The organism is Selenomonas sp. oral taxon 892 str. F0426 (genome assembly GCF_000468035.1).
GTDB lineage: Bacteria > Bacillota > Negativicutes > Selenomonadales > Selenomonadaceae > Centipeda.
The window spans coordinates 238,408-263,494 of the sequence record NZ_KI260523.1 but is presented as its reverse complement, the minus strand read 5'-3'; the positions used below and the strand labels follow the sequence as shown (position 1 = coordinate 263,494).

The window sequence follows — 25,087 nt, the reverse complement described above, 5'->3', positions numbered from 1 at the left end:
GGCAGTATGTAGAATGGGGATCTTATGGATATTCGGGGCGTAGTATTTGATGTCGATGATACACTCTACGATATGGCGCAGCCGTTCTTTGGGGCGTATCGGTCGCTCTATGGGGGACAGTATGATTTGCCCCTGCAGCGCGTTTTTTTGTCCTTTCGTCATTACAGTGACGAGCGTTTTGCGGACTCCCAGACGGGCAAGATGTCAATGGAGGAGATGTATATCTATCGCGTCCGCATGAGTCTTGGAGACTATGGCATCAATGTGACGGATGAGGAGGCAATGGAGTTCCAGCGCATCTATATGGATTTGCAGTATCAGATTCAGCTCTCTCCCGTTATGAGAAAGCTTCTGGATGAGCTGCACAGAAGTGTTGCAATAGGGATTATCACCAATGGAGACCCCCGTCACCAGAGAAATAAGCTGCGGTCGCTCAATGTATCTCCTTGGGTGTCACAAGAGTACATTATTGTCTCAGGTGATCATCCGTTTCGTAAACCTGATGAGCGCATCTTTCAGGAGATGGAACGCCGCCTGAATCTTGTCCCCAAACAGCTTCTCTATGTTGGAGATGCGTTTGCTCTGGACATTGTCGGCGCGGAGGCTGCAGGTTGGCGCTCTGTTTGGTTCAATCATCGAGAGCGCCCGATGCCTGTGCCTACACATTTTCATCCTGCCTATGAGGTGCATTCGGAGGAGGAGCTGCGGTCAGTGCTCATGGATGCGGTCTCAAAATAAATGCTTGCTTTTTGCGTGAAAAGTTGGTAGAATACACCATGTTGTCGGGATGTGGCACAGTTTGGTAGCGCGCATCGTTCGGGACGATGAGGCCGCAGGTTCGAATCCTGTCATCCCGACCATTTTACTCGACGCACAAAGACCAGCCGATGGGCGGGTCTTTTTCTGTTTATAGGCGGCACGGCATGTATTGCTGGCTGCTGCGAATGAATGTGAGGAACATATGAGACCTGAGGAAAAACATTGTGCGGAAGAATTGACGGCGTTTATTGATCAGGCGACCTCGCCCTATCATGTGGTGGAAAAGTGCCATGAGATTTTGCGTCCTGTCCGCATGTTTGAGAAAGAGAAAATACGTGCGGGACAGATGTACTCTTTTTCTCTCTATAACACAGGGACGATTATTGTCTCGATTGGAGACAATCCGCGTGGTCCTCTTCGCATTGCCTGCGCACACACGGATTTCCCTTGTCTGCGCGTCAAGCCGAATCCCGTGCTCAAAGAGCATGGGTATGGGAAGCTGAATGTCGAGCCGTACGGGGGGCTCATTCGAAATACGTGGATGGATCGTCCGCTCTCGCTCTCAGGAGCGGTAGCTCTGCGTACCGAGGACCCCTTTGCGCCGTCGCTGCGTCTCGTAGATTTTCGTCGTCCGCTCATGCTCGTTCCGAATCTTGCGATTCACATGAACCGCAAGGTGAATGAGGGGGTGGAACTGAAACCACAGAAGGATCTGCTGCCACTCTTCTTTCAGAGCGCAGACGGTGGTGCAGATGACTCGAATAAATTGCTGGCCTTGCTTGCCGATGAACTCAGAATTTCGTCGGAGGACATCATGTCCTATGATCTGAATGTCTATCCATATGAGCGCGGATGTCTTTTGGGGTGTGATGATGCATTCCTCTCCGCACCACGCCTTGATAATCTGTCATCTGTTAAGGCATGTGTTGACGCTGTTCGTGACTGGACGGATGGAGATGGGATTCGCATCGTGGCACTCTTCGACAACGAGGAGGTTGGGAGCCGCACGAAGCAGGGCGCAGGATCGACAGCACTTGCCATGGTGTTGGAGCGTGTCTATATGGCGCTCGGGTTTGAACGGGACGCGTATCTTGCAAAGATTCTCGAGGGCTTCTGCCTGTCGGTCGATGTTGCACATGCACTTCATCCCAATGCACCTGAGAAGGCGGATCCAACGAATCAGCCGCTCCTTGGCGGTGGAGTCGTTCTAAAGGTCGCCTCGAGTCAATCCTATGCCGGTGATCCAGAGGCATTTGCCGTTGTTGCGGGACTCTGTGAGCGGGAGGGAATTTCCTATCAGGTCTTTACAAACCACTCGGATGCAGCGGGCGGTGCAACACTTGGATCGATTCTCTCAACGCAGATACCAATGCGAACCATGGACATTGGTGCACCTATTCTTGGGATGCATTCTGCACGTGAGACTATGGGGACATGCGATCAATTTGCGCTGACAGAGCTGCTTGCATCTTTTTTCGCTGGTTGAGAAAGACTTCTTCATAGAAGCATGCTATAATAGGCACGTTGAACAGAAAGAGGGGATTTCTTGCGGGCCGTAGTCACACGAGTCAAAGAAGCATCTGTTCAGATCGATGGAGATATCTGCGGACAGATCAAGGCAGGATATCTTATCCTGCTAGGCATTGCTCCCACAGACACGGCTGAGGATGCTGCACGTCTGGCGGAGAAAATTGTGCATTTGCGTGTATTCTCCGATGAGGCAGGAAAGATGAATCATGCCATAGCCGAAGTTGGTGGAGCTGTGCTTGTGATCTCTCAGTTCACACTGTTTGCCGACCTTAAAAAAAGACGTCCGGGATTCTCCAAGGCGGCAAAGCCGGGGCATGCCATTCCTCTGTACGAGGAATTTATTGCACAGCTGACGGCGCGCAACTTACATGTTGAACATGGAGAGTTCGGTGCAGATATGCAGGTGAGTTCTGTCAACGATGGTCCTGTCACACTGCTTTTTGATACGACTGAGGTGTGAAATGAATCAGGATTTGCTCAAAAAATATGCTGCCCTTGTGATACGTGTGGGAGTGAATCTGCAGTATAATCAGCCGCTTGTCATCCATGCACCGATTGGCTGTGCAGAATTTGTGCATGCCCTCGCGTCAGAGGCGTATGATGTCGGAGCGTACGATGTTGCCGTCAACTGGAATGATGAGGAGCTCTCTCATATTCGTTTTCAAAAGGCGGCAAGCGAACGCTTCAAAGAATTTCCGGCATGGCGTAAGGATTTCTATGACGATCATGCTGCACGCGGAGCGGCTTTCATATCGATTGCAGCGTCGGACCCTGATCTCTATGCGGACATTGATCCGAAGCGCCTCACGGAGGCTAGTCAGACCGCGGGAAAAGCTCTCATGGACTACCGTGCGAGACTGATGAGCAACAAGAATACCTGGTGCGTTGTTTCTGTGCCTACAACTGCGTGGGCTCGTAAGGTTTTTCCGCATCGTTCAGATGATGATGCAGTGCAATGCCTCTGGGCAGAGATTCTCCATGCTGTACGTGTATCTGAGGAAGAGGATGCCGTATCCGCATGGCATGCACACATCAAGCGCCTTCAAAAGATTACGGCATTTCTGAATAACCGATCGTTTGTTGAACTGCACTATCACAGCTCTTTGGGCACGGATCTCCGTATCGAACTTCCAAAAGGACATATCTGGATGGGCGGTGCGGAGAAATCTGCAGAAGGAACGCTCTTTGCGGCGAATCTTCCTACTGAAGAAGTATATACATTGCCGAAACGAAATGGTGTCAACGGCATTGTTTTTGCATCAAAACCGCTGCACTACAACGGGAATCTGATCCGTGACTTCATGCTTCGTTTCCATGAGGGGAAGGTCGTGGAGTACAAGGCGGCGCATGGGGAGAATCACCTCAAGGAGCTTCTTGGAACGGATGAGGGAGCATCCTTCCTTGGTGAGGTGGCACTTGTGCCGCACGACTCACCGATCTCACAGAGTGGTATTCTATTTTATAATACACTTTTTGATGAAAACGCCTCCTGCCATCTTGCACTTGGAAAAGCATACCCAACCTGTATAGAGAATGGAGAAAGCATGACAAAAGAAGAACTTTGTCAACACGGCGTTAATCACTCGCTTGTTCATGAGGATTTTATGATTGGAACTCCAGACCTTTCTGTAGTGGGGCGGACAGATTCAGGTGAAGTAGTCACGATCATGGAAAATGGAAACTTTACATTTTGAAGCTGCGAGGTGGAGAATATGGAGATACATTTTCGATACAACGTACTGATATTGCTGTGCTTTCTTTTTCTCTCTGTTTTTGCCGATGGTGAAGCGGCCGGCAGGGTTCGAGCTGAGGACTTTTCCTATGAAAATATTGCGCTTGGAGACTCTGAGCAGGATCTTCGTATGCGCTGGGGCGAGCCTGATGTTCAAAATGAGCAGGTGATTTGGGGGATTCATCTCAAAACATTCACTTATGGAGATGTTGTTGTGTCGACGTCCGTCCAAAGCAACAAGGTTGTAGATATCAATCTGATTGGTGAGAAGTATCGTCTGCGCAAAAATGTGCATTACGGTTCGACGAGCGGCTATCTAATGAAGGTATATGGGAGGACCGAACGTCAATTTTTGGATGGCAACACATGTCTTGTGTATGTCCATCCAGTACACGCACGTGAGCGGCTGATTCTGAACTTGTCCTCTGAGAATGCTGCCCTCCAATCGGCGCGGATCACAGCGCTTCCTCTTACGGACGAGGAAGCGGATGAAATGGCCTTGTCCGATGATGAGTCCTTTGTTGAACTCGATCTGAAGCATGGATTTATTGCATCGAAGGAAATCGATGTATCCGCTCTTCCGAAAGACGAGCACGTGCGGCTGGGAGGATACGGCAAATGACACACAATCTGCATATGCACGTGCTCGGACACCGCATCATGCGCTATGTTGGCATTGTTGCCGGATGTCTGATTGCGAGCTGTGCAATCAACCTCTTCCTGGTGCCGGCGCATCTGCTCACGGGTGGGGCGACTGGTATTGCAATGATTGTTTACTATCTGTTTGGTCTGCCCATCGGCCTTCAGACATTTATCTACAATATTCCGCTTCTCTTTATGGCGTGGCGGCTGATGGGACGGGCCTATACGATCGATATCATCATTGGCACAGCGATCTTTTCCTTTTTCCTCGATCTGACGAGGCCGCTTAACGCTTATGCACCAGTCACCGACATGATGCTTACGACCGTGTATGGCGGCGTATTCGCGGGGCTTGGTTATGGTATTGTATTTCGTATGAACGGCAGTACGGGAGGATTTGATATCCTCGCGGCTATTGTTCGTAAATACTACGATCTGCATATGGGCGGTGTTCTCTTTTCGATGAACTGCCTCATCATGCTCATTGCGGCTTTTCTCTTCGGCATGGCTCCTGCTATGTTTACGCTGATCTATATGTTCATCAATGCGACTGTCGTGGATAAGATCGTTGCAGGCTTTAATCACCGAAAGGCAGTGCTGATTATATCGGATAAGCACAAGGAGATCGCTGAGAGCATCATTGATCAAATGCATCGTGGTGTGACGTTTTTGTATGGACAGGGGGCATACACACGCCGTGAACGAAACGTCGTTTTTGTGGCTGTTGGAACAACGCAGGTCGGCAAGCTGAAATTTATTGTGCACAATGTCGATCCCCATGCATTTGTCATCATCATGTCTGCGAATGAGGTCATGGGGCGCGGCTTCGGCCGAATCAATCAGAACGATGCCTCAGCCTCGGATGACAACGACGATGATGAGAGAGTAAGGAGATGAATTTATATTGGAAGTAACCTACTTGCTGAACAGCGGCTTTGTCGTTCGTGTGGACGATGTTCTGCTCGTTTTTGACGCATTTGATGATCCTGCAGGAGTACTCTCGGATGCTGTGGAGAGGGGAGACTACGATCGTCTGTATTTTTTTGCATCACATGGACACTTTGATCACTTTAATCCTGCGATTGCAAAATATGCCGCAAATGCCTCGCGTTATATTCTAAGTGAGGATATACGATTAAATCCGGGCGCGCAGCGTATCCCGGCGGAGCTGACGAACTGGATTGGTGTCTATGATGCGTGGCAGGATGATCGTATTGAGGTCACCTCATTTTCGTCGACGGATGAAGGTACCTCTTTTCTAGTGCAGCTTAACGGAAAACAGGTCTTTCATGCTGGTGATTTTAATTGGTGGGACTGGACGGGAGATACTGCCGAAAATCGAAAGCTTGCGGAGAATGCATTTCGTAAGCAGATGAAATATCTTGCAGGGCGTTCTTTCGACCTTGCGTTCTTCCCTGTGGATGGGCGGCTGGGTCCGTCCATGGAGCGCGGCGCTAAGGTGTTTTGCACAGAGACGCATCCAAAGGCTCTCGTATCCATGCACTCTGTCGGTTATCCTGTATGGCATCCATCTGCGGACTTCTTCGAGCCCGGCTGTGAAATCCCTACCTGGTCACCGCAGAGAGCAGGCGAGCGACATTCTTTTTGAAATATAGGTTGAAATATAGGAGGGCTTTCGGTAGAATGGGAAAGAAATTTTATCTCCTGACACTCGGGATTACAGTTGCCGTCATTGCTGTATTGTTTGCGGCACACAGTGGGAGTGCGGGGATGTCATTTAATATGCTGTTGGATCAGGATAAAGGAGAGAAAAGAGCAGTGTCAAATCGCATCGCAGTATTTACGACAAACAAGGGGACCTTCGAGGTGGAACTCTTCGAGGATAAGGCACCAATTACAACGAAGAATTTTATTGACCTCACGGAAAAAGGATTCTATAACGGACTCATCTTCCATCGCGTGATCGATGGTTTTATGATTCAGGGCGGCGATCCGAAGGGGAATGGAACAGGCGGTCCTGGTTATACGATCCCGGATGAGTTTGATCCTTCTCTGAAGCATGACGATGAAGGCATTCTTTCGATGGCAAATGCGGGGCCGAATACGGGAGGCAGTCAGTTCTTCATCACACTTGCTCCAACACCGTGGCTGAATAATCATCACGCTGTCTTTGGCAAAGTTATTGACGGAATGGATGTTGTGCGCGATATTGGACATACAAAGACGGAATACGGTGATCGTCCTGTGCATGATGTTGTGATTGAGAAAATCATCATCAAAGACGCCGCAGAATGAACTATGCATACCTTTTATTGTGTGCCGACGGCAGCCTATACGCCGGATGGACGAATGATCTAAAAAAACGCCTCCATGCGCACAATGAAGGACATGGTGCGAAATACACGCGTTCGCGCCGACCGGTTCGCCTTGCCTATGCAGAGCCCTTTGCGACAAAAGAGGAGGCGCAAAAACGGGAACGTGAGTTCAAAAAGCTTCGCAGAGCACAGCGTCTTGCACTCATTCACACGGGGCTGGAAAATGCAGACATCGCCGCACTGGTGGAAGATACCAATAAATATATAGCAATGCAATAAAGGAGATCATTTCATGACAGAGAAGAAGGTCATGCTGACCGAGGACGGCTATAACAAGCTCGTTGAAAAGCTCAACTATCTCAAAAGTGTTCGGCGCATCGAGGTTGCTGAACGCCTCAAGGCCGCCATTGCACTCGGCGATCTCTCCGAGAACTCCGAATATGATGATGCGAAGAATGAACAGGCATTCCTTGAGGGAGAGATTCAAGAACTTGAGGTCAAAATACGCAACTCCGATATCATCAAAGCGGGAGACGGTAAAACTGTTACCATGGGAAGTCGTGTAACGGTGAAGGACCTCGAATTCGATGAAGAGGAAACCTTCCTCATCGTGGGGTCCACCGAGGCGGATCCGGATGAGGGGAAAATCTCAAATGAGTCCCCCCTTGGAATGGCGTTACTTGGACAAAACATTGACCACGTAGTACATGTCAATGCACCAGCAGGGGTTATTCAGTACAAAATCATGGATATTAAGAAGTAAGGAGCAGGGATGGCTGAAGAAAGAGAAAACACAGCAAATGCGCCGGAGCAGGATCTGAGTGAGATGATGCGTGTCCGGCGTGAAAAGATGGATGCGTTTCGAGCCATGGGCGTTCCTCCGTTCGGACATCGCTTTGAGGTCACAGACTATGCCTCTGCCCTGAAAGAGAAATACGACTATCTTGCCGAAGATGAGGAAGGAGAGGAGGAGGTTCGTATTGCCGGTCGATTGATGGCAATACGCGGACACGGAAAAGCATCCTTCTCCACATTGAATGACCGTACAGGCAATATACAGGTCTATTTCAAGATGGATGTTCTAGGCGAGCAGAAATACAAGGAAGAGTTCAAGAGACTTGACATCGGCGATATCATCGGCATTCGTGGTGTTGTATTTAAGACGCGGCGTGGAGAGGTCACCGTACGTGTTGAGGATTTCGACCTCCTCTCCAAATCGCTGCGTCCTCTGCCTGAGAAGTTCCATGGACTTAAGGATGTCGATACGCGCTATCGTCAGCGCTATCTCGACCTCATGGTCAACCATGAGGTGCGTGAGGTATTCCGCAAGCGGACGAAGATCATCCAGTCCATCCGCCGTTATCTCGACACGCGGGACTTCCTCGAGGTGGAGACCCCCGTACTCTCAACACTTGCAGGCGGTGCTGCAGCGCGTCCTTTTATCACGCACCACAATGCCCTTGACATCGACCTCTACCTCCGTATTGCAACGGAGCTTAGTCTAAAGCGCCTGATTGTCGGTGGACTTGACCGCGTCTATGAGATGGGGCGGATCTTCCGTAATGAGGGCATGGATGTGCGTCACAATCCGGAGTTTACGTCCATTGAAATCTATCAGGCATTTGCCGATCATCGTGACCTCATGGAAATCACGGAGGGAATTGTTCGGCAAGCTGCCGAGGATGTACTAGGTACAACAAAGATTACCTATCAGGGGGTTGAGATCGACCTGGGGAGTGTCCGTACGATCAGCATGAATGATGCTGTGCGTGAGGAAACGGGGAGGGATTTCCTCTCCTGTCAGACCGTCGATGAGGCACGTGCGATGGCTCGTGAGATTGGTGTTCCCTTTGAGGAACGTCATGGTATTGGCGGAATCCTCAATGCGGCTTTTGAGGAAAAGGTTGAGGATGGACTCATGCAGCCGACCTTTATCACAGGACATCCTACGGAGATTTCTCCGCTTGCTAAGCGAAATGCGGATGACCCGCGCATCACGGATCGCTTTGAGTTCTTCGTCTATGGGCGTGAGCTCGCAAACGGATTTACAGAGCTGAATGATCCGATCGATCAGGAGCAGCGATTCATGGATCAGCTTGCGCAGAGAGAAGCGGGAGATGCCGAGGCGCATGTCATGGATCGTGACTTTATCACAGCACTCGAATATGGCCTTCCGCCGACAGGTGGCCTCGGTATTGGCATTGACCGCCTCGTCATGCTGCTGACAGACAGTCCTTCTATTCGTGATGTGCTGCTCTTCCCGACGATGAAGCCACTGGCGGAATAATTTTAGAAATGCCTTGACAAGACAGCGTATTATCGCATATACTTGTCGAGGCTTATGGGTAGGTGGCCGAGTGGTTAAAGGCAACAGACTGTAAATCTGTCATCTTCGGATTACGATGGTTCGAATCCATCCCTGCCCACCACTGGCGGCATAGCTCAGTTGGCTAGAGCATGCGGTTCATACCCGCAGTGTCCGGAGTTCAAATCTCTGTGCCGCCACCATATAAAAATAGAGCTCAGTCGATTCAATAGAGTTGGCTGAGTTTTTTATTGGCACATGAGACTCCCTTCAGACGGATTGACTTCTTGTATGATATCGGATAGAATGTCCCTGTATATCGTCGAATATGGCGGTATATGGGGATTTCATATACTGAAAAGAAATTGTTTCTTAGCGCTGGCTCTGAAATAGAATGGGGTATTTCAGAGGACGAGGAGAAGGTTGTCGAGCCGTCAGCGGATGCCTTCCGGCACGCTCTGTCGAGAGTCTGTGGTAAAAGCACAGGGGCGATCCTGTGGACAAAGCTGCAGATGGAGCGAAATCCCTGAGAGAAATCTTTTCTGTCAGGAGGTATTTTTTATGTGTGGAATTGTTGGTTACGTTGGAGATCGTCAGGCAGCAGAGTTTCTGTTGGATGGTCTTTCGAAGCTCGAGTATCGCGGGTATGACTCGGCGGGAATTGCTGTCTACAATGGTGAGAACATCCGCGTTGAAAAGAGCGTTGGTCGTCTTGCAGCGCTGCGCGAAAAGATCAAGGGGAATATGCCTGTCGGAAGCCTTGGGATCGGTCATACACGCTGGGCAACCCATGGGCGTCCGTCTGATGTCAACTCACACCCCCATACGGATTGCCACGGCGACTTTGCCATCGTACACAACGGCATCATCGAGAACTATCTTTCACTGAAGGAAGAACTCGTCGCAAAGGGGCATGTATTCAAATCCGAAACGGATACGGAAGTCGTTGTTCACCTCATAGAGGAGGTCTATACAGGAGATTTTGTTGCTGCTGTACGCGCGGTTTTAGAGCGGATCGAGGGATCCTATGCGCTCGCATTTATGAGCCGCAAGCATCCTGACATGCTCATCTGTACGAAGCAGGACAATCCGCTCATCATTGGGCTTGGTGAGGGGGAGAACTTCATTGCCTCCGATATTCCAGCGATTATTTCTCGTACACGCCGTACGTATATTCTTGGAGATGGAGAAGTTGCTCTCGTCCGTAAAGATGGAGTCGAGGTGACGAACCATCTGGGGGCTCCTGTGCCGAAGAAAGTGTTTGAGGTTACGTGGAACGCTGAGGCGGCGGAGAAGGGCGGATATGAGCATTTTATGCTCAAGGAAATCCACGAGCAGCCGAAGGCGGTACGCGATACGATGAGTCAGCGCGTCACGGCAGACAAGAAGGCGGTTTCCTTCGAAGAACTTGCTTGGGATGCGGACTATTTGAACGCGTTCAACAAGATCTATATCGTTGCCTGCGGAACGGCGTATCATGCAGGTCTTGTGGGCAAGTATTACATCGAGAAAATGGCACGCGTTCTCGTTGAGGTGGATGTTGCCTCGGAGTTCCGTTACCGTGACCCGATTGTCGATGAGCATACGCTCCTCATTGTCGTTTCCCAGTCTGGTGAGACGAGCGATACGCTTGCCGCGCTCAAGGAGTCGAAGCGCCGTGGAGCAAAGACGCTTGCGATCACGAATGTGGTCGGCTCCTCCATTGCACGTGAAGCGGATCAGGTTGTCTATACGTGGGCGGGGCCTGAGATCGCCGTTGCTTCGACCAAGGCGTATACGACGCAGCTTGTCCTCTTCTTCATGCTTGCACTCTACATGGCAGAGATCAAAGGGGCGATTGCACAGGAGCGTACGGCAGAGCTTGTGATGCAGCTGCAGGAGATTCCGTCACAGATCTCGGAGATTCTGTCCGACGTCGATCCGATCAAGACCTTCGCTAGGCGATATGGCTTCAACGAGGATGTCTTCTACATTGGACGCGGTCTCGACTATGCCGTGTCCCTTGAGGGCTCACTCAAGCTCAAGGAGATCTCCTATATTCATGCTGAAGCATATGCAGCAGGTGAGCTGAAGCACGGAACACTTGCCCTGATTGTTGAGGGAGTGCCTGTGATTGCACTCGCGACACAGCGCAGCGTCTATGAAAAGACACTCTCCAACATCAAAGAGGTAAAGGCGCGTGATGCTGTTGTCATCGGTATTGCGGCAGAGGGGGATATGGAACTCGAGAAATATGTCGATCACGTTATGCATGTACCTGCATCGGATGAGTTCATCATGCCGATTCTCTCAGTGATTCCACTGCAGCTGCTCGCCTACTATGCAGCAATCACACGTGGCTGCGATGTAGACAAGCCGCGCAACCTTGCGAAATCCGTTACCGTAGAGTAAAGCTGAATAAATGACATACAGCAGAATTGGCTGATCCCGGCCGTTCTGCTGTATTTATTTAGAAATTCAATAAGAGAAGCGAAAGATACATTGGCAAAATATTAGAGCCTTTACAATCTACAAAAAGAATGCTAAAATTTCATCATTGAAAATTCTTAATATTTCTAGGAGGGATCGTATGGATTTTGCAAAAATGATTGACCATACCCTACTCAAAACAGAGGCACAGAAAGCAGATCTTGATAAACTCCTGAAAGAGGCAAAAGAATATCAGTTTGCGTCGGTTTGTGTTAGTCCCATCTGGGTTTCTTATGCAGCAGAAAAACTAAAGGGAACTGGTGTAAAAACGTGTACTGTAATCGGCTTCCCTCAGGGAGCAACCCCCTCTGAAGTAAAGGCTTTCGAGGCGAAAACGGCAATTGAAGACGGTGCAGAAGAAGTCGACATGGTGATTCCTGTCGGGCGTTTGAAAGATCAGGATTACGACTACGTACGTGCTGATATCAAAAGTGTTGTCGATGCAGCAAAAGGGAAAGCGCTTACAAAGGTGATTATCGAGACGTGTCTTCTCACCGATGAAGAAAAGCGCATTGCTTGTCGCTTGGCCCAGGAGGCGGGCGCCGATTTCGTGAAGACATCGACTGGATTTTCTACAGGCGGAGCCGTCGCGGATGATGTTCGATTGATGCGCGAAACGGTGGGAGAGAAAATGGGGGTCAAGGCATCCGGAGGGGTTCGCAGCCGTGTCGATGCCGAGGAAATGGTCGCTGCGGGAGCTACACGGCTTGGTACGAGCAGCGGCGTTAAGATCGTTGCGGGATAAGAGGGGGACGCGATATGAAAATTGCAGTAATTGGTTCGAATATGGTGGATTTGACCTCCTATATTACGCGCATGCCGATTCTCGGAGAAACGCTTGAGGCTCCTGACTTTACGATAGGCTGCGGAGGAAAAGGGGCGAATCAGGCGGTCGCTGCGGCCGTTTGTGGAATCGATGTACTGATGGTGACGAAGGTTGGCAGCGATATTTTTGCTGACAACACCATCACCAACTTCAAAAAATATGGCATTGACACAACCTATGTTCAAAAGGTTCCTGGCATGTCCAGTGGAGTTGCGCCAATCTTTGTGGATGAGAGCGGACAAAATAGCATCCTGATCATCAAGGGCGCAAACAATAAGCTTCTGCCAGCAGATATTGATGCAGCAGAGGAAGACCTAAAAAAATGCAAGATGATCATTCTTCAATTGGAAATCCCCCTGGAGACGGTTTATCATGCCATCTCTTTTGGAAAAAAGAACCGTATTCCAGTTCTTTTGAATCCGGCACCTGCGACGAAAAGCCTTGACATAAACAAGGTTTGTGAGTGTGACTTCTTTGTACCGAATGAGACGGAGCTTGCTATTCTTACTGGGATGCCGACAGAAACACGGGAGGATGTGGAGCATGCTGCAGCATCGCTGATCGCGCGAGGTCTCAAAAATGTGATCGTCACATTGGGGGGGCGTGGTGCACTCTGGATGACCGAGAAAGAAAAAAAATATGTTGAGGCGTACCGTGTGAATGCTGTCGATACCTCCGGTGCGGGGGATGCGTTTATTGGCTGTTTTGCCAGCACCTATGTCCAGGACTCTGATGTTCTTGCTGCAATGCAGAAGGCCTCTGCGTTTGCAGCCCTAAGTGTTACGCGAAAGGGAACGCAAATGTCCTATCCGTCGTCAGAAGAATTGGCGGACTTTCTCAAAAAGAATCAGCCGCCCCAAATTTTATAACAACAAAGCCCCATATTAGGTCAATATTGAGTTGACAATTCTAAAAAAACCAAATAAACTAAAGCTGTAATCGGTTACAAATTTATGGAATCCCTGTTCATTTTCCTCCTATGTGGTGAAGTTATTCTCAGGAGATGGCATGGAGTCCCTAAAAGGAGCCGCAGCAATGAGTGTTAATATCTACGATGTTGCCCGATGTGCGCAGGTTTCCTCGGCGACGGTGTCGCGTGTATTAAATGGCAGTCCTCATGTCAGAGAAGCAACGAGGAAAAGGGTTCTGCAAACCATTGCAGAACTTGACTATACACCGAACGCTATAGCAAGAAAACTCAGTACGGGAAACACTGGAAATATTGGTTTTTTGATACCAGATATAGAGAATCCCTTCTTCTCACAGCTGCTGCGTGGTATTACAAATGCAGCTGATGAAAGTGGTTACAACATTTTTCTCTATGGAACAGATGACAATATTGAAAAGGAGCATCGATTCTTCGATTCGGTAAAGACAGAGCGCCTCTCCGGCGTCCTAGTTATCCCCGTGGATGCCGATAACGAAGAAACGTGCAAGCGGCTCCTTGCACTCGAGGACTCTGGGGTTCCTGTTGTTCTGATTGACCGCAGTCTCAAGCATGGTCGTTTTGATGGGGTGTTTACGGAAGACTTTCGTGGGGCAATGGATGCAGTAGAATGTCTGCTGGAGGAAGGCCATCGCCGCATTGCTACCATTCGTGGTCCTGAGAATTCCCGCCCGGGGAACGAACGGTGGCTCGGATATCAGGCCGCTTTTGCTAAGTGGAATCTGAAGGTCGATATGCGATACGTTGCACAGGGGGATTTTCACCAGGAGCGTGCCTATGCTGTGATGCATCAAATGATGGAGCAGGAGTCTCCTCCGACCGCGGTATTTGCCTCGAATAATATGACGGCGCTCGGATGCCTCCGATATTTTATAGAGTCTGGAATGAAGCTGGGCAAAGATGTTTCCATGATCGGATTTGACGAGATCGAGATGCTTTATTACGGAGGAATTTTTCTCAGCGTTGTCGATCGGGATGTTTACCGCATGGGGCGTAATGCGATTGACCTTCTTACGCGTCGAATTGAGGCGGAAGAGGGGGAAAGCTCAGAGGCCTCTGGACGTCATGAGATCTTTCTTCCGACGAAATTAATTTTACGAGGTTCTGAAAAGTGGAGAGGAGAATCATAAAGATGAAAAGCTATGAAGCGCTTTATCAAACGATACTTCTTGAGCACAAAAATGTTTTTGCAGCACAGTCCACGGAGGAGCTTGACGGTGCAATGAGGGAAATTGCCTCAGCCAAGCGCATATTCATTACGGGTGCCGGACGAGAGGGAATTGCATCGCGTGGATTCGCCATGCGGCTGATGCATCTTGGCAAAGAGACACATTGGCTCTGGGATGATACGACTCCTGGGATGAAGACTGGAGATCTCTTTATTGCAGTCAACGGTTCTGGGTGTATTGGTCATATTGACTATCTGCTGGACCAGGCAGGACGGACTGGCGCTCGGCGTCTTGTTATCACAGGCGCCCCGAATGAGCGCACACCGTCCGAAGCAGATGCCTGTCTCTTCGTTCCTGCAATGGTATACAAGGGAAAGGATCCACGTACTATTCCGTCGGAACAGCCGATGGGAAATCTCTTCGAGCAGCATCTCTTTCTTCTCTTTGATATCCTGGCAATCATGTTGACGGAGCGCCTTCATGAGACCCCCGAAACAATGGAGAGCCGTCACCGCAACATCGAGTAATCATGCGTATTCTTTTCTTTCATATCCATGAGCTGATATTGGATTGGAGGCAATGCTTATGTTAAAAGGTATTCCAAAGTGCATCAGTCCAGACCTTTTGAAGGCGCTGGCAGACATGGGACATGGAGATCTCGTCGTGATTGCGGATGATTTCTATCCGGCGGTGTCCATGGCAAAAAATGGCATTACAATCAATGCCGACGGTATTGGTGCTGCGGAGATGCTCGATGGCATCCTGAAGCTTATGCCGCTCGATACCGAGTATGAAAAACATCCTGTGCTGATTATGGATGTGATGGACGAGATGCGCGCGAAGATCGGTCGTCCAAAGGTTTGGGATGATTTTATCGCTGCTGTCAAGGACAACGTGCCAGAGGGCGAGGACTGCGTTGGTTTTATTGACCGCTTTAGCTTCTATGATAAGGCAAAGACAGCTTTTGTGACGATCTCAACAGGGGAGCGTCAGCCCTATGGCTGCGTAATTTTGCAAAAAGGTGTTATGTAGGGAAACACATTTTGTCTTTCCCGGTGTATAAAGCAAGGAGGATTTTATCATGAACATGAAAAAGAAACTCTTGGCAGTAGCTCTTGGGGTTACCTGCTGCCTGTCCTTTGCCGGATGCGGCGGGGGCGGTGAGAAACAGGCTGCTGCCCCGGCGGACAAGGCTTCAGTGGCACGTGTCGTTGAGACGACTGATGTTGCGACGAAGGGTGAGAAGAAGGACTGGAAGATCGCCGTTGTCGTTAAGGATTCCTCCAACGGCTGGTTCGCGCGCATGGAAGAAGGCGTGAAGCAGTACGCGGCTGACACCGGGATCAATGCTTACCAGAAGGGACCGGCAGCAACGGATGCGGCGCAGCAGGTTCAGGTTATCCAGGATGTTATCAACCAGGATATCAATGCACTCTGCGTTGTTCCGGTGGATCCTGCAGCGTGCGATCCTGTCCTCAAGGAAGCACGTGACAAGGGAATTCTCGTTATTACGCATGAGGGATCTACCTGCAAGAACGCAGACTATGATCTTGAGGCATTTAACAACGCTGGATATGGTGCCTTCATCATGGACAAACTCCAGGAGGCAATGGGCGGTAAGGGAATCTACACGACGATGGTCGCTCATCTCACGAACGCCTCGCAGAACGAGTGGGCAAATGGCGCTGTTGCACAGCAGATGGCGAAGTATCCCGATGTGAAGCTGCTTGACAACCCAAAGCGTGTCGAGTCTCAGAACAACTCGGAGAAGGCATATCAGGTTGCAAAGGAAGTCATCAAGGCACATCCCGAGGTCACCGGATTTGTTGGAACCAGCTCCATGGATACGCCGGGCATTGCGCGTGCGATCAATGAGCTTGGACTGAAGGGCAAGGTGTTCGTTGTCGGAACTGGTATGCCGAATGAGTGCCGCACGCTGATCAAGGACGGCTCGCTCTCCTACATCACCCTGTGGGATCCTGCAGAGGCGGGATATGCAATGTGCGTTCTTGCACGTCAGATCCTCGAGGGAAAAACCCCGCAGGACGGCATGGATCTTGGTCTGAAGTCGTACAGCAAGCTCCAGGTCAGCCCGGAGAATCCGCGTCTCTTCATGGGCGCAGGCTGGATTGCGATCAACAAGGATAATGTGGATAACTACAATTTCTAATCAATAGGATGTCCCTGCAAAAGCGCGGCAGTCCATGGCGGGCTTCTGCGCTTTTGCTGTATTTGTTGTATTTGGAAGGAGGAGCGGGATTTGTCTGACTACATTTTGAGGGCGACAGGTATTAAGAAATACTTCGGCGGCGTCAAGGCTCTTGACGGTGTGAACCTCTCAATACGGAAGGGAGAAATTCACTGCCTCGCAGGGGAGAATGGCTGCGGAAAGTCAACTATTATCAATATTATTTCTGGATTCTATACGCCGGATGCCGGTACTTTGGAAATTGACGGAAAAACATTTGACCGAATGACACCGCAGACATCCATAACAAACGGAATTCAGGTCATTTATCAGGATTTGTCGCTCTTTCCCAATTTGACTGTTCAGGAGAACCTCGCGCTGAATATGGAGGTTGCATCGGGGCGTAAATTTGTAAATAAGGCGCGTATGCGGGAGATTGCGCTTGCGGCACTCTCCAAAATCAATATGACGATTGATCTCGATGAGCTCGTTGAAAATCTCACCTTTGGCATGCGTCAAATGATTGCAATCAGTCGAGCTCTCCTCAATGATGCTCGTTTGATCATTATGGATGAGCCGACCACCGGTTTGACAAAAAAGGAAGTAGAGACGCTCTTTTGCCTCATTCGTGATCTGCAGTCGCGCGGTATCGCCGTTCTCTTTGTCTCGCATAAACTGGATGAGGTGTTTGAGATTGCGGAACGGTTTACAATTTTCCGCAGCGGACATAATGTTGCAGAGGGAAGTACGAAAGATCTCAATCAGGATAAGTTCACATACTATATGACGGGCCGAGAGATCGTTACGCAGCGCTTCTCCTACGAGGAGAAAGATGCTCCTACGGTCCTTGAGGTCAAGGATCTGTATCTTGAAAACGGCTTCAAAGATGTGAGCTTTCAGCTGAAAAAAGGGGAAATTGTCGGCATTACGGGCCTTTTGGGATCTGGACGAACGGAACTTGCCGAGGCGCTCTTTGGATATCATCAGGCGCAGAGCGGCGAGATCAAGATCAATGGAAAACCTGCGCAGATTACGTGTATTCGCGATGCAATAGAAAACGGAATCGGCTATTTGCCTCCGGATCGTGTCACAGAGGGGCTGTTTTTGAGCCAGCCGATATCAGATAATATCTCTACGGAAAAGTGGAGTGAATACGCCAATGCATTTGGCGCTGTTGATCGGAAAAAGATCGACGAGATGGCTCTGCACTGGAAAAAGGAACTCTCCATTGCCCTGCATGATGTTGAGGATCCCGTTGGCACACTATCGGGCGGCAATCAGCAGAAATGCGTGCTTGCGAAATGGCTTGCAATTGATCTGAATGTACTGATTCTCAACGGCCCAACCGTAGGCGTGGACATTGGCGCCAAGTTCGATATCTATGAACGCGTTCGCAAGCTCGCAAGAGAAGGCCTCACGGTTCTCATCATATCAGATGACCTGCCGGAGGTGTTGATCAACTGTAATCGGGTGATGGTCATGCGTCAGGGGCGGCTTGCCGCATCTCTTTCCACGGACGGGCTTGAGGAGAGCACCCTTGCGGAGCTTGCTCATGAAGGAGGGTATGTCGCATGAAAAAGCGGATTTTTACATCGACCGAATTTTATGTAGGTCTTGTATTGCTCTTCCTCTGCTTTATGATTCAAGCAAAAAGCGGTCAGTTCTTTACCGGAAACAATGCTGTCGATCTGCTGCGCGCCTTCTCGGTGCCTGCAATGTTCTGCATTGGCGAGATGTTTGTCATCATTACGGGAGGCGTTGACGTTTCTTTTCCGGCGATTGCCTCCATGTCCATGTTTATTGTTTGCTCGCGTATGGAGCAGATGACGGATAATCCGCTTCTCTTTTTTGCGGCGGCGATGCTCATTGGTCTTGCTGTTGGTCTTGTTAACGGCTATATCATTGCTCGTTTTCGCTTCCCCGCATTGATTGTGACCCTTGGAACGAGCAGTATTTGTTTTGGTATTATGCAGGGGGTATTCAAGTCAAGAGAATATCCGCTCTGCGCACCGCTGTATGAATTGGGGCAAATGAAGCTCTTTTCTGTGACGAACCCTGTCTCAGGACTAACCTCGGATATGCCCGTCGGGATTATTCTCATGATTTTCTTGATCTTTGCGGGCTGGTTTATATTGAACCGCACCATGCTTGGCCGTGGTATCTATGCGATCGGCGGGGATGAAAAGGCTGCCCAGCGCGCCGGATTCCAGGTTTTTAAGACAATCGTGTTCATCTATGCATTTTCTGGATGTATGGCAGGGCTCATTGGTGTTTTGCGCTCTACCATGCTGCTTGCAGTTCATCCTAACAATCTTGAAGGCCTTGAGCTTACGGTTATCGCGGCCTGTGTGCTTGGCGGGGTCCGTATGGAGGGCGGAAAGGGGACTGTATGGGGGGTTCTTCTCGGTATGGCTCTCCTTACTGTGATGGACAACAGCTTGATCCTCCTCGATATCTCGACAACGTGGCAAAAGGTCTTTACGGGAGCTGTCATTATTATCGGCACTGCTGTTTCGGCCTTGCAAATGAAGCGCAATAACCGAAAACTCACAGTTCAAATATCCGATACAGAAGGAGGGAAGCAATAATGGAAGCTTTACAGCAGCTTTTCCGCAGAGACAAAAATCTCATGCGCATGTTTATCGTATTTCTTGTCGTCTTTGCTTTCTGCTCCATTCTAAAGGGATCCCTGTTTCTTAGCGTATCGAATTTCCAGTCCATGGGAAAGCAGTTTCCAGAATTTGGTTTGATGGCAATTGCAATGGCGTTTACCCTTTATACGGCTGGCATTGATCTTAGTGTTGTAGCAGTTGCGAATCTGTCTGCCGTGCTTGTTGCAAAGGTGCTCCCTGTGATGATTACCCCCGAAACTTCGGAGGGCACGGTCGTCACTATTATTCTTCTCTCCTTTTTGGGAGCGCTGCTCTTTGGTATGTTGTGCGGTGCTCTGAATGGCTTTCTCGTCGGAGTAGTTGGGATTACGCCGATTCTTGCTACACTCGGAACGCAGGCACTCTTTATGGGAAGCGCCATTGTTCTGACCAATGGCAGTACCTTGGGCGGACTTCCGCCTCAAATTGCGGGGACTATGTCCGCTAAAATCCTAGGTATTCCCATGCCGCTCGTTATCTTTGTCGTTTTTGCAGCCGCAGCAACGTTCATCATGGAGAAGACGACACTTGGCTATAAACTTCGTATGCTTGGAACGAGTGTGAAGGCATCTGCGTTCTCTGGATTTAATAATATGCGCCTCTATCTGGCGAATTATATGATCAGCGGGGTACTGAGTGCTGCTGCCGGCCTGATTATGCTTGGCCGCTTCAACTCAGCAAAGGCAGACTATGGTGCTTCCTATCTGATGGAGGCAATCCTGATCGCAGTTCTCGGCGGAATTGATCCGTACGGTGGAAAAGGAAACATGAAAGGGGTCATTGTTGCCGTCCTGATTGTGCAGATGATTTCGAGCTGGCTCAATATGTATGAGAGCATTTCGAACTTCTACCGTCAGATTATATGGGGCGGGCTGCTCATTTTCGTTTTGATTTACAACCACATTGTCAATGAGCGCGAAAAGGCAAAGGCAAGTCAGGGATGACGCTATACTTCAAGCAGCTGAGCAATCGGCTGCTTTTATTTTTGGGGAAAAGATGCAATATTTTTTTTGAAGTAGATGACAAGAGGGCTGAGTCATGCTATAACTATGTTCATTATGACGAATGAAACTGCAAGAATCAACATCAACAACATCCTTGAGCGTGCGATTGACATTGGTCAGCGTATGCTCGTGACAGGCGCTGAGGTCAGCCGAGTGGAGCGGACGATCAACTTTATATGCCGTGCGTACGGTGTTCGTCATGTGGATGTGATGGTCATTACATCCAGCATTGTTGTGACACTGCGCGGAGCAGATATTGGGGTGCTTACACAGATGCGGCGTGTGCCGGGGCAGAACTTTGACTTTCAGCGTCTCAAGGCGCTGAATCAGCTCTCCCGTGAAATCTGTGCAAGCCCCATGACATCCGATGAGATCAAGGCGCGTATCCGAGAGATCGATACGATGGACACGATTTCCCTCAAGGCGTCGCTGTTCTACTGGGCGGTGATCGCTGCCAGTTTCTCGGCTTTCTTTGGGGGGCGCTTGGAGGATGCCGTCTGTGCGGGCATTGTAGGAGTGCTCCTGCGTCTCGTTCAATATCTGCTCGGTCAGACAAAACTCAATCCGTATTTTGCACTCGTTTTGCTCAGCTTTGTCGGCGGGATGCTTGCAAATTCCTTTATGTGGGCAGGGCTTGATATTCATCCTGCCGCGATCAACATGGGCAATATCATGCCTGTGATTCCAGGACTTGCACTGATGAACTCGATCCGCGATATGTTTAGTCAGGAGACGATCTCCGGACTCCTGAAGAGCGCGGAAGCATTCATCCTGAGCCTCCTCATTGCGACGGGATTTGCATTCAGTGCGACTGGTACCATCATTGCATTCGAGACGACAACCTGGGTCTACCTTTTAACCTCGTTTGTCGGGGGCTTCTGCTTTCATCTGCTCTGGCACGGACATATTAAGGATGCGGTGATGGGTGCCGTCGTCTGTATGCTGGCATGGGGATTTACGATTCTGTTCTTGGCGCTCGACTGGAATGAGTTCGCGGGCTATTTTGCAGGAGCGGTATTTGCCACGATTGCAGCGGAGATTTTGGCGCGTTTCTATAAATGTCCTGCAACCATCTTTCTCATCATCGGTGTCATTGCGATGGTGCCTGGCGGATCGCTCTACCGTACGATGTTCTATGCTGTTTCTGCAGACTGGGGAATGTTTGGAACGCAGGGCCTCAAGACGTTCCTCTATGCCGTCTCGATTGCGGCGGGGATCGTCATCGCAACGGCCATCTGGGAGACGATGAAGGCGTGGCTTATGGCGCGGAAGAACAAGAAAACTTCGCCCTCCGAGGATATCTCCTGCAACGTGCATGAGGGATGAGACGGAAGGGGGAATCTATGACTATGGATGCACGCAGGCGCTTTTGGCTGACGATTTTTCTCGGGGTCATGACGGCGATTGCACCCCTCTCGACGGATATGTACTTGCCCGCCCTGCCCGAGGTTCAGGCGGATTTCGGCGTCTCGACCTCGCTCGTGCAGATGACCCTGACGATGACGACGCTCGGTATGGCACTTGGGCAGATTCTTGCAGGTCCCATGAGTGATCTTCTTGGGCGGCGCAGACCGCTCTTTATCGGGATGCTGGTCTTTATCGGAGCGACCCTTGGCTGCGTACTCGCGGAGGACATTCATCTCTTCCTGTTTTTCCGTTTCTGTGCCGGCTTTGCGGGGGCAAGCGGCATCGTCATTGCGCGTGCGATTGCTCGTGATGTCTGCGAGGGAGCAGAGCTGACGCGGTTCTTTGCCGTGCTCATGATGGTAAACGGATTTGCACCGATCATCGCGCCTGTCATCGGCGGACAGATTCTGCTCTTTGCCAATTGGCGTGCAGCCTTTGTGCTCCTGACGATCATCGGTGTATTTCTCGCAGGGGCTACACTCATCTATCAGGAGACCCTTCCACAGGAGGCACGCAGCGCCAATATGACGGATTCGCTGAAAAAGTTTCCGACGCTTCTGCGCAATCGGTACTTTCTCGGGCACTGTCTCCTGCAGTGCTTTGTATTTGGCGCATTCTTTTCCTATCTTTCCGGTTCTTCGTTTGTCTTTCAAAACATCTATGCGGTTTCTCCGCAGGGTTACAGCATAATCTTTGCTGTGATTGGGGCTGGGCTGCTGCTCGCAGGCATTTTGCCCGCGCGTCTTGCGGGGCGGGTTCCGGATATTGTCATGCTGAAGTATTCCGTGCTTGTGCCGCTGTTTGGGAGTGTCCTGCTGCTTGCAGGATTCTGTTTCTCAGCGCCGCTTGCCGTGATTCTCGTTGTACTATTTCTTACGATCGTCCCGCTCTCGGTCATGGGGACTGCGAGTTTCTCACTTGCACTGTCCCGGCAGGGGGAAAATGCGGGCAGCGCCTCGGCACTCATCGGCTGTTTCTCTATGCTCCTCGGTGCTTGCATGATGCCCTTGGTGGGGAGTGCGGGAGATCATACGGCGATTCCAATGGGGATTGTCATGTTGACGGGCTATGGCCTGGGGGCTCTGGTATTCTATCGTATGATTGCAGTGAAACATGTGGAACGGAGCTAATGGATCCGATTTTTCAGCTATCTTTCACCCCATTTGCATATAATTTTGTATAAGAAAAAACGGGGAGATGATATGATGCGCGTATTGCTTGCCGAAGACGATCTGCGGCTTGGAAAGCTCATCCAATATATGCTCGAGCAGAATGAGATCGAGGTAGAATGGGTGACGGACGGAAAAGACATCTATGAGTATGCGACTTATACAGAGTATGATATTCTGATTCTCGACTGGATGATGCCAGGAGAAACGGGAGTCGATGCGTGTGCGCGTCTGCGCCGCAGCGGCTATGACCGTGCAATTCTCATGCTTACTGCGCGGGACTCGGTGGAGGATCGCGTGACGGGACTCGATGCGGGGGCGGATGACTATCTCGTCAAGCCGTTCGAGTTCTCGGAGCTGCTCGCACGCCTGCGTGCGCTTGGACGCCGTGCAAATCAGCGCATTCAGCACGAGGTGGATGAGATCGGCGGATTCAAGCTGAATCGTACGGCGAACATCCTTGAGAAGAATGGAAGGATGATTCAGCTCTCACCGCGTGAGTTTCAGCTCTTTGACCTCCTCGCACAGAACATCGGCATCGTGGTGCCGCGTGACATCATCCTTGATCGCATTTGGGGGCTTGAGGCGGATGTCAGTTCAAACAACATCGACTCTTATATGAAGATGCTGCGCAAGAAGCTGGATGCAGCGGGGGAGGGCGATGCCATCAAGACGATTCGCGGCATTGGATATAAGTTGGAGACCCCGTATTGAATGAGCAGAATGTATTCGGACGCAGTCGCCTGCGTCTTATGCTCCGCTATGCGCTTGTCATGGGAGGACTGGTCATTGTCCTCCTCTTTGCCATGCACAAGACGATGGAGTGGGCGATCACTTCGGAGCAGGCACGTGAGCTGCTCGACACAGCGGACAGCGTTGCAGAGTCCCAGGCATACTATGTGCTTCATGCAGATACGGAGATCGATGAGTCCCTGCTCTACCGCAGCACGAACGACCGGCTTTTCTACTATGTTTTCGACGGAGAGGGGCGCCTCGTCAGCTTTTCACGCGCATCCCTTCGCATCGAATCGTTTGTCTTGGACATTGTAGCCGCATGGGATGCACCTGAAGGAGAGGTGCGTGTCTTTACAAAGACCAATGAGCGCGGTACGCCGACGAAGGTGATGATGACGGCGCAGACTGTCTTTAGCCCGCCGCTGCCGATGCAGACGGTTTATGTCGGCAAAGATGTCACTGCTATGTATAACGGTATGGAAAAGGCGACATGGGCGCTTGCCATCCTTGGCAGTCTGGCACTTATTTTCGCTGCTGGCGTTGGCTATGTGCTCTCTGGCGGCGCAATGAAACCGGTACGTGAGGCCTATGAGCGCCAGCGTCAGTTTGCGGCAGATGCATCGCATGAGCTTCGTACCCCGCTTGCCGTTGTTCTCGCCTCAGCGGACCTCCTGCGAAGTGATCCCTCTATCACATCACCTTTTTTGAAGCAGGTCATTGAGGATGTTCGCGATGAGGTGAAGAAGATGACTAAACTCGTCGGCGATCTCCTTACAGTGGCGCGTACAGATGGAAAAGCAAATCAGATCAAACCCGTGCGGATGGATCTCGTTGCAGCCGCACAGCAAACCGTTCGTATCATGCGGCCATTTGCTGAGAAGAAGGATATTGTGATCGATGAAGTCCTTCCAAAACGTGTGGAGATCAACGCTGATGAACAGAAAATCAGGCAGCTGATTCTGATTCTCGTGGATAATGCGGTCAAATATACACCAGAGCGAGGATATATATCTGTCTGTGTTCAAGAGGAAAAGGGGGGAGTGCAGATCTCCGTTGCCGATACCGGCATTGGGATTGCGCCGGATCATCAGGAGCGCATTTTTGATCGATTCTATCGTGTGGATAAGGCACGTTCGCGCCGTATGGGGGGGAATGGTCTTGGACTGGCCATCGCGCGTGAGATTGCCGAGGCGCACGGCGGCACGATCTCGGTAGAGAGTGAGATGGGCAAGGGGACGACATTCCGCGTGCACCTCAAGGTGCTTGCGAAGGGGTAGTG

Annotated in this window: 25 protein-coding genes and 3 tRNA genes; all 28 read left to right on the top strand. The window is 50.4% G+C overall.

Annotation, left to right across the window (positions count from 1 at the left end):
- Positions 1-24: 24 nt before the first annotated feature.
- Positions 25-738, top strand: coding sequence for an HAD family hydrolase (locus HMPREF1992_RS02195; RefSeq protein ID WP_021684179.1), 714 nt, complete (start codon positions 25-27; stop codon positions 736-738).
- Between the two features lie 45 nt (positions 739-783).
- Positions 784-860, top strand: a tRNA-Pro gene (locus HMPREF1992_RS02190).
- 101 nt (positions 861-961) lie between these two features.
- On the top strand, positions 962-2,245 hold the full coding sequence (locus HMPREF1992_RS02185; RefSeq protein WP_021684178.1) for a M18 family aminopeptidase: 1,284 nt from the start codon (positions 962-964) through the stop codon (positions 2,243-2,245).
- Positions 2,246-2,305: 60 nt separating this feature from the next.
- Positions 2,306-2,749 (top strand): D-aminoacyl-tRNA deacylase, encoded by a 444-nt coding sequence (dtd, locus tag HMPREF1992_RS02180; RefSeq protein WP_021684177.1) that lies wholly within the window; start codon positions 2,306-2,308, stop codon positions 2,747-2,749.
- Position 2,750: 1 nt separating this feature from the next.
- Positions 2,751-3,983 carry an aminopeptidase gene (locus tag HMPREF1992_RS02175; RefSeq protein ID WP_021684176.1) on the top strand — a complete coding sequence of 411 codons (1,233 nt, stop codon included), beginning with the start codon at positions 2,751-2,753 and terminating at the stop codon, positions 3,981-3,983.
- Positions 3,984-4,001: 18 nt separating this feature from the next.
- Entirely contained in the window at positions 4,002-4,643 is a 642-nt protein-coding gene (locus tag HMPREF1992_RS02170; RefSeq protein ID WP_021684175.1) for a hypothetical protein, read from the top strand.
- Positions 4,640-5,560 (top strand): YitT family protein, encoded by a 921-nt coding sequence (locus HMPREF1992_RS02165; protein WP_021684174.1) that lies wholly within the window; start codon positions 4,640-4,642, stop codon positions 5,558-5,560. The genes HMPREF1992_RS02170 and HMPREF1992_RS02165 overlap by 4 nt, the downstream gene beginning before the upstream one ends.
- A gap of 7 nt (positions 5,561-5,567) precedes the next feature.
- Complete coding sequence (locus HMPREF1992_RS02160) at positions 5,568-6,272, top strand: MBL fold metallo-hydrolase (protein WP_021684173.1); 705 nt, start codon at positions 5,568-5,570, stop codon at positions 6,270-6,272.
- 35 nt (positions 6,273-6,307) lie between these two features.
- Positions 6,308-6,919: a peptidylprolyl isomerase gene (locus HMPREF1992_RS02155; RefSeq protein WP_021684172.1), complete on the top strand. Its 612-nt coding sequence runs from the start codon at positions 6,308-6,310 to the stop codon at positions 6,917-6,919.
- Positions 6,916-7,218 (top strand): GIY-YIG nuclease family protein, encoded by a 303-nt coding sequence (locus tag HMPREF1992_RS02150; RefSeq protein ID WP_021684171.1) that lies wholly within the window; start codon positions 6,916-6,918, stop codon positions 7,216-7,218. Before HMPREF1992_RS02155 ends, HMPREF1992_RS02150 begins: the two co-directional genes overlap by 4 nt.
- 13 nt (positions 7,219-7,231) lie before the next feature.
- The gene (gene greA, locus HMPREF1992_RS02145) at positions 7,232-7,702 is read left to right on the top strand and encodes a transcription elongation factor GreA (protein WP_021684170.1); all 471 of its coding nucleotides are present in this window, start codon (positions 7,232-7,234) and stop codon (positions 7,700-7,702) included.
- A 9-nt stretch (positions 7,703-7,711) separates the two neighbouring features.
- Entirely contained in the window at positions 7,712-9,226 is a 1,515-nt protein-coding gene (gene lysS, locus HMPREF1992_RS02140) for a lysine--tRNA ligase (protein ID WP_021684169.1), read from the top strand.
- A 56-nt stretch (positions 9,227-9,282) separates the two neighbouring features.
- Positions 9,283-9,368: transfer RNA gene (locus tag HMPREF1992_RS02135), tRNA-Tyr, on the top strand.
- Positions 9,369-9,370: 2 nt separating this feature from the next.
- A tRNA-Met gene (locus tag HMPREF1992_RS02130) sits at positions 9,371-9,447 on the top strand.
- Positions 9,448-9,805: 358 nt separating this feature from the next.
- Positions 9,806-11,635, top strand: coding sequence for a glutamine--fructose-6-phosphate transaminase (isomerizing) (glmS, locus tag HMPREF1992_RS02120; RefSeq protein ID WP_021684167.1), 1,830 nt, complete (start codon positions 9,806-9,808; stop codon positions 11,633-11,635).
- A 178-nt stretch (positions 11,636-11,813) separates the two neighbouring features.
- Positions 11,814-12,458 (top strand): deoxyribose-phosphate aldolase, encoded by a 645-nt coding sequence (gene deoC / locus HMPREF1992_RS02115; protein ID WP_021684166.1) that lies wholly within the window; start codon positions 11,814-11,816, stop codon positions 12,456-12,458.
- Between the two features lie 14 nt (positions 12,459-12,472).
- Positions 12,473-13,408, top strand: coding sequence for a ribokinase (gene rbsK, locus HMPREF1992_RS02110; RefSeq protein WP_021684165.1), 936 nt, complete (start codon positions 12,473-12,475; stop codon positions 13,406-13,408).
- 112 nt (positions 13,409-13,520) lie between these two features.
- Positions 13,521-14,615, top strand: coding sequence for a LacI family DNA-binding transcriptional regulator (locus HMPREF1992_RS02105; RefSeq protein ID WP_231366942.1), 1,095 nt, complete (start codon positions 13,521-13,523; stop codon positions 14,613-14,615).
- 2 nt (positions 14,616-14,617) lie between these two features.
- Complete coding sequence (locus HMPREF1992_RS02100; protein WP_021684163.1) at positions 14,618-15,181, top strand: SIS domain-containing protein; 564 nt, start codon at positions 14,618-14,620, stop codon at positions 15,179-15,181.
- 58 nt (positions 15,182-15,239) lie between these two features.
- Positions 15,240-15,686, top strand: a complete 447-nt coding sequence (locus HMPREF1992_RS02095) for an RbsD/FucU family protein (protein ID WP_037358073.1) — start codon at positions 15,240-15,242, stop codon at positions 15,684-15,686.
- A 49-nt stretch (positions 15,687-15,735) separates the two neighbouring features.
- Positions 15,736-16,824 (top strand): autoinducer 2 ABC transporter substrate-binding protein, encoded by a 1,089-nt coding sequence (locus HMPREF1992_RS02090; RefSeq protein ID WP_021684161.1) that lies wholly within the window; start codon positions 15,736-15,738, stop codon positions 16,822-16,824.
- 90 nt (positions 16,825-16,914) lie between these two features.
- Positions 16,915-18,417 (top strand): sugar ABC transporter ATP-binding protein, encoded by a 1,503-nt coding sequence (locus HMPREF1992_RS02085; protein WP_021684160.1) that lies wholly within the window; start codon positions 16,915-16,917, stop codon positions 18,415-18,417.
- A complete protein-coding gene (locus HMPREF1992_RS02080) occupies positions 18,414-19,430 on the top strand; it encodes an ABC transporter permease (protein ID WP_021684159.1) in 1,017 nt (338 codons plus the stop codon). The genes HMPREF1992_RS02085 and HMPREF1992_RS02080 overlap by 4 nt, the downstream gene beginning before the upstream one ends.
- Positions 19,430-20,437: an ABC transporter permease gene (locus HMPREF1992_RS02075; protein WP_021684158.1), complete on the top strand. Its 1,008-nt coding sequence runs from the start codon at positions 19,430-19,432 to the stop codon at positions 20,435-20,437. Before HMPREF1992_RS02080 ends, HMPREF1992_RS02075 begins: the two co-directional genes overlap by 1 nt.
- 105 nt (positions 20,438-20,542) lie before the next feature.
- Positions 20,543-21,823 (top strand): threonine/serine exporter ThrE family protein, encoded by a 1,281-nt coding sequence (locus HMPREF1992_RS02070; RefSeq protein ID WP_021684157.1) that lies wholly within the window; start codon positions 20,543-20,545, stop codon positions 21,821-21,823.
- A 17-nt stretch (positions 21,824-21,840) separates the two neighbouring features.
- The gene (locus HMPREF1992_RS02065) at positions 21,841-23,034 is read left to right on the top strand and encodes a multidrug effflux MFS transporter (protein WP_037358069.1); all 1,194 of its coding nucleotides are present in this window, start codon (positions 21,841-21,843) and stop codon (positions 23,032-23,034) included.
- A gap of 75 nt (positions 23,035-23,109) precedes the next feature.
- A complete protein-coding gene (locus tag HMPREF1992_RS02060; RefSeq protein ID WP_037358165.1) occupies positions 23,110-23,787 on the top strand; it encodes a response regulator transcription factor in 678 nt (225 codons plus the stop codon).
- Positions 23,784-25,085, top strand: coding sequence for a cell wall metabolism sensor histidine kinase WalK (locus HMPREF1992_RS02055; protein ID WP_037358066.1), 1,302 nt, complete (start codon positions 23,784-23,786; stop codon positions 25,083-25,085). Before HMPREF1992_RS02060 ends, HMPREF1992_RS02055 begins: the two co-directional genes overlap by 4 nt.
- The last annotated feature ends 2 nt before the right edge of the window (positions 25,086-25,087 follow it).